At 67.9% G+C, this 10,588-nt stretch carries 9 protein-coding genes and 1 tRNA gene; 4 read left to right on the top strand and 6 right to left on the bottom strand.

Translation table 11 applies throughout. From position 1 onward, the window contains the following. Positions 1–104: 104 nt before the first annotated feature. Complete coding sequence (locus ACWELQ_RS04830) at positions 105–1,889, top strand: ABC transporter ATP-binding protein (protein WP_452395687.1); 1,785 nt, start codon at positions 105–107, stop codon at positions 1,887–1,889. Between the two features lie 4 nt (positions 1,890–1,893). On the opposite strand, the gene ACWELQ_RS04825 is transcribed toward ACWELQ_RS04830, so the two are convergent. Continuing rightward, positions 1,894–2,715, bottom strand: coding sequence for a crotonase/enoyl-CoA hydratase family protein (locus ACWELQ_RS04825; protein ID WP_452395686.1), 822 nt, complete (start codon positions 2,713–2,715; stop codon positions 1,894–1,896). A gap of 134 nt (positions 2,716–2,849) precedes the next feature. Between ACWELQ_RS04825 and ACWELQ_RS04820 the strand changes: the two genes are divergently transcribed. Then, complete coding sequence (locus tag ACWELQ_RS04820; RefSeq protein WP_452395685.1) at positions 2,850–4,439, top strand: succinic semialdehyde dehydrogenase; 1,590 nt, start codon at positions 2,850–2,852, stop codon at positions 4,437–4,439. Between the two features lie 64 nt (positions 4,440–4,503). Here ACWELQ_RS04820 and ACWELQ_RS04815 read toward each other — a convergent pair whose 3' ends face one another. Continuing rightward, on the bottom strand, positions 4,504–5,112 hold the full coding sequence (locus tag ACWELQ_RS04815; RefSeq protein ID WP_452395684.1) for a YbhB/YbcL family Raf kinase inhibitor-like protein: 609 nt from the start codon (positions 5,110–5,112) through the stop codon (positions 4,504–4,506). Positions 5,113–5,234: 122 nt separating this feature from the next. Here ACWELQ_RS04815 and ACWELQ_RS04810 point away from each other — a divergent pair, with 122 nt between their 5' ends. Together ACWELQ_RS04810 and ACWELQ_RS04805 are read left to right on the top strand one after the other, a co-directional pair. After that, the gene (locus tag ACWELQ_RS04810; RefSeq protein WP_452395683.1) at positions 5,235–6,092 is read left to right on the top strand and encodes a helix-turn-helix transcriptional regulator; all 858 of its coding nucleotides are present in this window, start codon (positions 5,235–5,237) and stop codon (positions 6,090–6,092) included. Positions 6,093–6,110: 18 nt separating this feature from the next. Continuing rightward, the gene (locus ACWELQ_RS04805) at positions 6,111–7,313 is read left to right on the top strand and encodes a cation:proton antiporter domain-containing protein (protein ID WP_452395682.1); all 1,203 of its coding nucleotides are present in this window, start codon (positions 6,111–6,113) and stop codon (positions 7,311–7,313) included. Positions 7,314–7,384: 71 nt separating this feature from the next. Here the strand turns inward: ACWELQ_RS04805 and ACWELQ_RS04800 are convergent. The 4 genes from ACWELQ_RS04800 to ACWELQ_RS04785 form a co-directional block, all read right to left on the bottom strand. Next, a tRNA-Pro gene (locus ACWELQ_RS04800) sits at positions 7,385–7,458 on the bottom strand. A 65-nt stretch (positions 7,459–7,523) separates the two neighbouring features. After that, the gene (locus ACWELQ_RS04795) at positions 7,524–8,528 is read right to left on the bottom strand and encodes a hypothetical protein (protein WP_452395681.1); all 1,005 of its coding nucleotides are present in this window, start codon (positions 8,526–8,528) and stop codon (positions 7,524–7,526) included. Positions 8,529–8,565: 37 nt separating this feature from the next. Beyond that, entirely contained in the window at positions 8,566–9,540 is a 975-nt protein-coding gene (locus tag ACWELQ_RS04790) for a hypothetical protein (protein WP_452395680.1), read from the bottom strand. Between the two features lie 52 nt (positions 9,541–9,592). After that, the gene (locus ACWELQ_RS04785; protein ID WP_452395679.1) at positions 9,593–10,558 is read right to left on the bottom strand and encodes a metallophosphoesterase; all 966 of its coding nucleotides are present in this window, start codon (positions 10,556–10,558) and stop codon (positions 9,593–9,595) included. Positions 10,559–10,588 lie beyond the last annotated feature (30 nt).

Raw genomic sequence — 10,588 nt, 5'->3', positions numbered from 1 at the left:
AATTCGGCTACCGGCCGGCAATAATTCGGTGGCGGAACCACCTCCTCGACGGGCACTGTGGGCTGTCTGTACTGCTCACGAGCACCTGTCGCGAGAGGAGATGAATGAGTTCGCGCACGTCCGCTGTGATGCTGGTTCTGCGCTATTACGGCCGGGAGATGTCCCGGCGCAAGGTGATAACGGCCGTCGGCATGCTGGGACCGGCCCTCGGAAAAACCTGTCAGCTCTATATCGCGCCACTGCTGGTCGCCGTTCTCGTCGGCAAGGTGGCCACCACCGGTGACTCCTCGTTCGGCACCGTCGCACCGTACGTCCTCGCCTTCGCCGGGGTGCTGCTGCTGTCGGAGGTGTTCTGGCGCATCGGAATCCACTTCCTCAATCGCCTCGACGCCTACGGGATCGAAAGCCTCTACAACATCTCCATGGACGAGCTCCTCGCCAAGGACGCGGCGTTCTTCCACGACAATTTCGCGGGCTCGCTGACCAAGCGGTCGCTGAGCTTCGCCACCCGGTTCGAGGAGTTCGCCGACACCCTCGCCTTCGAGATCGTCTCCGCGCTGGTGCCGCTCGGCTTCGCGTGCGTGGTGCTGTGGCGCTACGACCCGATGCTGGTGGTGGCCCTCCTCGGCCTGATCGCGCTGTGCGGCGTGGTCGTCACCCCGCTCATCAAGCGGCGGCAGCGGCTGGTCGACGAGCGGGAGGCCGCAGTCGCGCTGGTCTCCGGGCACGTCGCCGACAGCCTGTCGAATATGCAGGCGGTGCGGGCGTTCGCGGCCGAGCCGCAGGAGGCGGCCGAACACCGGCGGCGGGTCGTGGGGCAGCGGCGTAAGACGCTGCGGTCGTGGGACTACAACAACCTCTACATCGACACCGCGGTCATGCCGCTCATGGTGATCGTGAACGTGCTCGGTCTGCTGATCGCCCTGAGCATCGACGGCGGGCACGCCTCGGTCGAGGTGATCATCGTGGTGTTCACCTACTACTGGAACGCCACCGAGATCATGTTCCGGTTCAACCAGATCTACCGGCGGCTGGAGAGCTCCACCACCGAGGCCGCGCAGTTCACCGAACTGCTGCTGGAGTCGCCGACCGTGCTCGACGTGCCGGAGCCGGAGCCCTTGCGGCCCAACGGGTCCGGGATCCGGTTCGAGCGGGTGGACTTCGCGCACGCGGGTGCCGCCCCGTTGTTCCGGGGGTTGGATCTGGATGTGCCGAGCGGATCGCGGATCGGGTTGGTCGGGCGTTCGGGCGGTGGCAAGAGCACGATCACGCAGCTGCTGTTGCGCATGATGGACATCGACGGCGGTGTGATTCGCATTGGCGGGCAGGACATCTCGCGCCTGCGGCAGAGTGATCTGCGCAGCCTGCTGTCCTACGTGCCGCAGGATCCGGCCATGTTCCACCGGACGCTGAGCGAGAACATCCGCTTCGCGCGGCCCGACGCCACCGATGCCGAGGTGCGGCGGGCGGCCAAGGCGGCGCACGTCACCGAATTCGCCGACGCGCTACCGGAGGGCATGGACACGCTCATCGGCGAGCGCGGCGTGAAACTCTCCGGCGGGCAACGCCAGCGGGTCGCGCTGGCCCGTGCCATCCTGCGCGACGCGCCCATTCTGCTGCTGGACGAGGCCACCAGCGCCCTCGACTCCGAGAGCGAAATCCTTGTCCAGCAAGCGCTCTGGGAGTTGATGGAAGGGCGTACGGCGCTGGTGGTCGCGCACCGGCTGAGCACGGTGGCCGATATGGATCGGCTGATCGTGCTCGATCGCGGACGGATCGTCGAACAGGGCAGCCACGAGGAGCTGTTGCGCGCGGACGGCGCGTACGCGCAACTGTGGCGGCACCAGTCCGGCGGGTTCCTGGGTGAGGAACTGGCCGTTCGGCCGTAACCGCCTACTTCCCTTGGAAGTTCGGCTTCCGCTTCTCGGCGAAGGCGCGAGGGCCCTCCTTCGCGTCTTCGCTGCGGAAGACCGGCAGGCCCACCTTGGCGTCGATCTTGAAGGCGTCCTCCTCGTGCAGGCCCTCGGTGTCGCGGATGACCTTCAGGATCGCCTGCACGGCCAGCGGGCCGTTGTTGTTGATCAGCTCGGCGATCTCCAGGGCCTTGTCCAGCGCGGTCCCGTCCGGCACCACGTGCCCGATGAGCCCGAAGTTCAGCGCCTCGGTCGCGGTGATGTGGCGTCCGGTCAGCAGCAGTTCCGCAGCGACGGTGTACGGGATCTGCCGCGGCAGCCGCACCGCCGAGCCGCCCATCGGGAACAGGCTCCACTTCGCCTCGGACACACCGAATTTGGCGCTCTCACCGGCGATGCGGATGTCGGTGCCCTGGAGGATCTCGGTGCCGCCGGCGATGGCCGCGCCCTCGACCGCCGCGATCAGCGGCTTGGTGAGGCGGCGGCCCTTGAGCAGGCCCGGCATCCGGGTCGGGTCGAAGGCGGAGCCCTCCGACATGCCGTCGCTGGGGTCGCGCTTGCTCATCGCCTTGAGGTCCGCGCCCGCGCAGAACGCGCCGCCCGCACCGGTCAGGATGCAGGAGCGGATCTCCGGATCGTTGTCGACGGTGTCCCACGCCTCGGTCATGATGGCGAGCATCTCGCCGGTCAGCGCGTTCTTGGACTTGGGCCGGTTCATGGTGACGATCAGCGTCGCGCCGCGCTTTTCGACCAGCGCGTGCGGTTCGGTGTTGCTGGGCGTCTCGGTAGTCGCTGCGGTCATCGCCGACCCTTCTTCCACTTTCTCGGGCTGATTCCGGCACGAAACTACCCCGCACCGTTGTCCTGAACAATAACGTGTTCTAGTTTGGATCATGGTGACCGCCGTCACGGGCGGCAAGTACTGGAGAGAGTCCCATGAGCACAACGAGCAAGGCGAAGCTTCCGCCCCGCGTCACGGAATCCCTCATCAACCGGCTGACCGCCATGGTGACGGCCGGTACGGCGGGCGAGGCTCGCGAGCCCTTCGAGATGATCGAGGTCTACACCGGCGACGTCGTCGGCTACCTGCCGCAGTCCTCGCCCGAGGATGTCGTCGCGGCCGCCGAGATGGCACGCGCGGCGCAGAAGGAGTGGGCGGCGCGGCCGCTCAAGGATCGCCTCGCCGTGTTCGAGCGTGCTCACGAGCTCATCCTCTCCGAGATCGAGACCCTCGCGGACCTCATCCAGATCGGTTGCGGCAAGGCACGACGCATGGCCATCGAGGAGGCGTGCGATACGCCCATGGTCATCGCGCACTACCTCAAGACGGCCGAGAAGACCCTCAAGCCCAAGAAGCGCTCCGGCCCGATGCCGGTGATCACCTCCTCCACCGAGGAGCACCGGCCCAAGGGCGTCGTCGCGGTCATCGCGCCGTGGAACTTCCCGTTCGCCATCTCCATGTCCGACTCCACCCCGGCGCTCATCGCGGGCAATGGCGTGATCATGAAGCCGGACAACAAGACCGCGCTGTGCACGCTGTACGGGATCGAGCTGCTGCAGAAGGCGGGTCTGCCGCGCGGGCTGGTGCAGGTCGTGTGCGGCGGCGGGCCGGACGTCGGCCCCACGCTCATCGACAATGTCGACTTCGTCATGTTCACCGGGTCCACTGCCACCGGCCGGACCATCGGTGAGCAGGCCGGGCGCAACCTGATCGGGTGCAGCCTCGAGCTCGGCGGCAAGAACCCGATGATCGTGCTCGACGATGTCAACCTCGACGAGGCCATCCCGTCGGCCATCTTCGCGGTCTTCGGCAACACCGGCCAGGCGTGCATGCACATCGAGCGGATCTACGTGCACGAGCGCATCTACGACGAGTACCTGCGCCGATTCGTCGCCGCCGCAGAGGAACTCGGCAAGACCATGGGCGCGAGCTACGACTTCGACCCCGAAATGGGCTCGCTGGTCTCGGTCGACCACATGAAGCGCGTCGCCTCGCACGTCGACGAGGCGCGGGACAAGGGCGCGACCGTCGTCACCGGCGGCAACCCCCGCCCCGACATCGGCCCGGCCTTCTTCGAGCCGACCGTGCTCACCGGGGTCACCAAGGACATGGCGCACGCCACCATGGAGACCTTCGGGCCCGTGGTCAGCATCTACAAGTACGGCTCGGTCGACGAGGCGGTGGCGCTGGCCAACGACACCGCCTACGGGCTGAACGCCAGCATCTGGACCGGAAACATCGAGCGCGCAACGAAACTCGCCGAGCGCATCGAGTCCGGGGCGATCAATATCAACGACGGCTTCGTGACCAGCTACGCCGCCAAGGGCACGCCGTCCGGCGGCGTGAAGCAGTCCGGTGTCGGCACCCGGCACGGCGCGGCCGGTCTGCTCAAGTACACCGACACCATCAATGTCGGGGTGCAGAAGAAGCAGATCATGGCCGCCCGCGCGTCCATGCCGTACGAGAAGCAGCTGAAGTCGACGCTGGTGACGCTGCGCCTGATGCGCCGACTGCACCTGGGCTGAGCGTAAGCATCTCCACGACAAAGGGTCCCGGCCATGTCGGTCGGGACCCTTCGTTCGTTTCGAATCAGGGACGCTGTGCCGTCAGGGTCAGGTGCGCGACCCCGATGATGTGCGAGCCCATGGAGAACGATGCCACCGTCGGCGTCGTGGCAGCGGGCAGATCCAGGCTGGGCGCGTCCAGGGCCAGCACCGAGATCTCATAGTGGTGGGGTTTGTCGCCCGCCGGAGGGCACGGGCCCAGGTAGCCGGGGACACCGGCGTCATTCGCGCCCGCCACGCCCGCCGTGCCCGCGCTGAAATCCTTTGCCGTGGCCGGGATGTCCCAATTCATCCAGTGCCAGAAGCCCGCGCCCGTCGGGGCATCCGGGTCGAACATGGTGACGGCGAAGCTCTTCGCGGCGGCGGGGGCCCCGGTCCAGGCCAGACGCGGGGCGTGGTTGGCGGCGGTGCAGCCGAAGGCTCCGGCGTAGAAGTCGGCGGGGAAGGTGTCGGTGGCGTCGGCGGTGACCGTGAAGGTCGCGGCCCTGGCCGGAACCACCGGTCGAACCTGGACCGAGGTCGGTGCCGGGCTGGTGGCCGCGGTGCTCGAATCGTGCTCGCTGCCGCATGCGGTCAGCCCGGCCAGGGCCGCCACGGCGAAAATTACTGACGTGATGCGCGCTGTGCGGTTCATGGCGGTCCTCCTTGATTTGTTCGAATGCTGAGATCAGCATCCTGAAATCCGAGAGCCGCCGGGAGATCCTTCGCAGCCTGGTATGCCGCGTGCTACCCATGCCAGCCGCCTAGGCTGGTCGGGTGAACAGTACGGAATCCGGCAGCGAGCTGGGCGCGTTCCTGCGGGCGATGAGAGAACGGCTGTCGCCGGAGGATGCCGGGCTGCGCAGCGTCGGGACCCGGCGCACGCCCGGACTGCGGCGGCAGGAGGTCGCGCAGCTGGCCGCGGTCAGCATCGACTGGTACATCCGGCTGGAGCAGGGCCGGGTCGGGACGCCGGGTGCGGCGATCCTCGACGCCCTCGCGGACGCCCTGCGGCTCACCGACGCCGAACGGTCGCATCTGCACTTGATCGGGCGCGGCGCGCAGCCGCCGACCCGCCGGGTCGTCGAACCGCCCGCCTCGCTGCGGGCCGTGCTCGACGGAATGCCCTCGCTCCCTGCCTACCTGAGCGATTTCCGGCTGGACGTCCTGGCCCGCAATACGGCCGCCGCGGCGCTGTTCGGGCCCGGCTTCGAGTCCGGCGTCAATGCCGCGCAGCTGACCCTGCTCGATCCCGGCATTCGCGCCACCCAGCTGGACTGGGAACGCGTGGCCCGCGAGACCGTCGGCAATCTGCGCCGCAATCTGGCCCGGCATCCGGATGATGCGCGACTCGGCCAGGTGATCGACGAATTGCACAGGCGGAGCGCGGAATTCACCGGCTGGTGGAACGACCACACGGTGCAGGACCGCAGCCACGGCAGCAAACGCATCCGGCATCCGGAGGCCGGTGAGATGACCGTCTGCTACGACAATCTCACCAGCCCGGACGGCGCGGACCACAGCCTCACCGTGCTCACCCCGGCCGATCCGGCCTCGGCGGCGGTGCTGGGCGATATTCTCGCCGCCCACGCGAACCGACTGGGCGGTACCCGGCTGCGACCCGTCGCGGGGTAGCCCTGTCAAAATGGCTGCATGATTGCCACCATGCTGGCGGTAGCCATCTCGCTGACCGTGTGGGCACTGTTCGCCACCAAGTTCGATCAGTGGCGCATCTCGGCACCCATGGTGACGGTCGCGGCGGGCGTCATCGTCGGCCTGCTCGTGCGCGACTCCATCGGCGAGACGCTCGACACCGAAGCAGCCTTGCACGCAGCGGAATTCGTGCTGGCAGTGCTGCTGTTCGTGGACGCCACCGAGGTGCGCGGCGGGTTGTTCGGCCGCAATCCCGGTGCGGCCCTGCGCCTGCTGCTCATCGCGCTGCCGCTGAGCCTGGCCGCGGCCGTCGGGCTGGGCCTGTGGTTGCTGCCCGGATCTGGATGGGCGCTGCTGCTCGTCATCGCCTGCGTGGTGGTGCCCATCGACTTCGCGCCCGCGGCGGCGATCCTGCGCGACAAGCGAATTCCGGTGCGCGTGCGCAACGTCCTGAATGTCGAGAGCGGCTACAACGACGGCATCGTCTCGCCGATCATCCTGTTCGCGCTCATCCTCGCGGGCGACCTGAGCCAGGACCACACACCGCTGAGCGCCCTCGGCACCGTCGGACCGGCCGCCCTGAAGGCCCTGCTGGCCGGCGCGGGATTCGGTGCGGCACTGGCCTTCCTGACCAATCGCGCCGACGCCGCCCGCCTGATGAGCCTGCAATCCAAGCGGCTCATCATGGTCGCCGCCCCGCTCGGCTCCTACGCGCTGTCGGTGGCCATCGACGGCAACGGCTTCGTCGCCGCCTTCATCTGCGGCTTCGTCATCCACCGCTTCCGCAAGACCGAGGAACACCACCGTGAACTCGAACTCATCGACGACATCGGCTTCCTGCTCACCGTCGTCATGTGGTTCGCCTTCGGCGCCACCGCCGTCTACACCCTGTGGACCGGCGCGAACTGGCGGCTGTGGCTGTTCTGCGGGGCCGTGCTGACGGTGGTGCGCATCGCCCCGGTCATGCTGTCGCTGATCGGTTATCGGCTCACGCTGATCGAGAGCTTCCTCATCGGCTGGCTCGGCCCGCGCGGCACCACCTCGATCGTCTTCGGCCTGCTCGCCTTCAACAAACTCCGCGGCGACAACGCCGAACTCGCCCTCACGGCAATGGTGATCACGGTGCTGGGCAGCGTCATCCTGCACGGCCTCGGCTCCCCGCTGACCGCCCGCGGCTACCGCCGCCGCATGGCCAAGACCTGAAAGTCCTCGGATACGAGTAAGGCCCTGACCGGAAACCGGTCAGGGCCTACTGCTGTGTCTCAACCAACACGTCGGGGTGACAGGATTTGAACCTGCGACCTCTTCGTCCCGAACGAAGCGCGCTACCAAGCTGCGCCACACCCCGTGAAGCGAACCTGCAGTAGCTTAGCGCACCGGTTGTCCAGGTGTTAAATCGGCTGGTCAGATGGCCTAAAGGAGGCGAAAAGAGGCGAACAGTCTACGGGCGGAATCGGCGGTGACGGAGTGATCGATGCCCGTGTCGGCGACGATCGTCAGCACCAGCGATCCCTTGCCGGCGGTGCCGACGCTGAGGGCGAAGGTGTAGACCGAGAAGGTGGTGGCGCAGCCGGCGGGCGAGGTGAACGCGCCGCTGGTCTCCAGGAAGGTGCCGTGCAGATTGCCGTCGGTGGTGCTGAGTTGTTGTGGCGCACCCGCGGTGAGCGAGGTCTTGGTCGCATAGCCGATCCGTGCGGAGTGCGCGCCCACATCGGTGGCAGCCGCCGTCGCGTCGTCGATATTCGAATTGCTCAGGAACATCGTCGTGCGGGTGTTGTCGGTGCAGTAGTCCACACCGTCCTGTGCGTAACCCACGGCGGGGATGCTGTCGCTGCTGGTTCCGAAGATGGTGATGCTCTGATCGATGGCCCAGTCCTTGGGAATGTCCCACGCGGCCTGTAGATCCTTGGGCACGTCGACCTGGTAGCCGGGAATCTGGGGTTTCAGTGTGGATTGCGGGGCCGTGGTGGTGGCCGGGTGGGGTGACGTGGTGGTCGGTTTGGTGGTGGTGGAGCTCGCCGGTGCCGCCGTCGTGCTCGAATCATGCGTCACCACCATGATCGCGACCACCGTCACGACGACCACCACGAGCGCGCCCACGGCCGCCAACAACCAGATCCGGCCGCGACTCGCCGGGGGCGGAGGACTGCCGCCGGGAGGCATGGGCGGGAACATGTTCGGCCCCGACACGTAGGAGTTCTGCACCGGCGGAACGGGATTCGGGCCCGACTGGTAGGGCCTCGGGCCCGTCGCGTACGGATTCGGGCCGGAGGCATACGGATTCGGCCGTGGATACGGTGCCGGTGCCGGTGGTGGATTGGCCGGGCTCGGCCGCCCGGTCACCGGGCCCCGCCACCAGTCCCCGCTGGATGTCGTCTGTTCCGGATCGATCTCACGATCGTCGTTACCGTTGTTCATCGTCCGACCCCCTGTCTGACGAGTTGTGCTGTCGCCCTTACTGAATCGGGCGGATACTGGCGAGGATCTTCTTGGCCGTGGTCGCGTCCACCGCCTGGTCCACCCCGGTGTCGGCGGCGATGGTGAACACGAACGCGCCGTTGTCGCCCGGGAAGGCGAAGGTGTAGACGGAGAAGGTCGAGGCGCAGCCCGCGGCCGCCTGGGTGGTGCCCTTGGTTTCGAGGTAGATGCCCTGCAACTGCCCGTCCGAGGACTGGAACGACTCCGGCGCACCGGAGGTGGCGCCGCTCGCGCCCGACCAGCCGATGCGACCCAGCCGGGTGCCGATATCGGCGGCCGCCTTGGCCGGATCCGACTCCCCGGACTGGGTCAGAAAGACGTTGGTGCGCACATTGTTCGGGCAGTAGTCCGCGCCGTCCTGCGCCAGCCCCGCCACCGGGATGGCGTCCGCGCCGGAACCGAAGGAGCTCTGCCCGCTGCGATCCACCTTCCAGGTCGGCGGAATGTCGTATGCCGCACCGTTGTCCGGGATCGTCACCACCTGATAGCCGGGAATCACGGCGGCGGGCGTGGAGGTCGGCTTCGGGCCGGTGGTCTTGGTGGTCGTGGGCCGATTGGACCCCGTGGGCTTGGCCGTGGTCGAGGTGAGCGCGCTGATCAGCGACGGCGTGGTGTTCGACTTCGCCGACGGCTCATTGGAATTCCGGTTCACCAGCGCGACGACCACCACCGCCGCGACGATCGCCACCACCAGCGCGCCCAGGCCCGCGAACAGCCAGACCTTCCCCTTGCCGCCGCCGGGCGGCGGTACCGGCGGGGGATAGTAGCCGGGTGGCGGCGCGCCGAACGCCTGCGTCGGCTGATAGCTCGGCTGGCTCCAGGTCGGTTGTGGCGCGGGCGGATACACCGGCTGCTGCTGCCAGGCCGGCTGCTGGTTCGTCGGGCCCTGCCACCAATCGGGATTGGGATCCTGCCGCCCGGGCTCGTTGCCGCGGTCGTTTTCATTGGTCACGGTTGCCCCCTGACTGACGACTACATACCGCGTTATGTATCGCGGCGGGCGCTCACCGCGCGACAGCCTCCGACGACGCGGTGCGGCCGCGCCCCGACTCGTTGGCGGGCTTCTTGGGCGGCGCGCCGACCAGGGTCAGCAGGGTCGCCTCCGGACGGCAGCAGAAGCGGTAGGGAGCCCACGGCGAGGTGCCCAGGCCCGCCGACACGTGCAGCCGGGTGTGCGCGCCCCAGCGCGAGGCGCCCTTCACCCGGGCCCGGTCGATCCCGCAATTGGTGACCAGCGCGCCGAAGCCCGGCACGCACAGCTGCCCGCCGTGGGTGTGGCCCGCCATCACCAGGTCGTAGCCGTCGGCCGCGAACCGGTCCAGCACCCGCGGCTCCGGCGAATGGGTGAGCCCGATGCTCAAGTCCGCCAGCGGGTTCGGCGCACCGGCGATGGTCTCGTAGCGATCTCGCCGCAGATGCGGATCGTCCACGCCCGCGGTGGAGATCTTCACCCCGGCCACCTCGAGATCACGGCGCACGTGCGTCAGATCCAGCCAGCCCCGCTCGGTGAACGCGGCCCGCATGTCCTGCCAGGGCAGCGGATCGCCGTAGACCCGCTTGTGGTCCTTCTTGAAGTACTTGAGGGGGTTCTTCGGCACGGGCGCGAAGTAGTCGTTCGAGCCGAAGACGAAAATGCCGGGGCGCGCGAGCAATCCGCCCAGCGACTGCACCACGGCGGGTACCGACTTCATGTGCGAGAGGTTGTCCCCGGTGTTCACCACCAGATCCGGCTCCAGCCGGTCCAGCTCGCGCAGCCATGCCTGCTTCAACTGCTGACCGGGCATCATGTGCAGGTCGCTGATGTGCAGCACGCGTAGTGAGGGTTTGCCCGGTTCCAAGACCGGTAACGTCGCTTCCCGCAGCGTGAAGGCATTGCGCTCGATGAGCGTCGCGTATCCGATTCCGGCGACCGCGACCCCGGCGGCTCCGAGTGCGGCACGGCTGAGGTTGGAGGTCGAGAAGACGGGCATTTGCCCAGAATAGGCGACCCGGCGGAGAAA

The sequence above is a fragment of the Nocardia sp. NPDC004722 genome (genome assembly GCF_053601505.1).
Note: the sequence above shows the minus strand (reverse complement) of the source record. Positions and strands in the feature narration are given on the sequence as shown.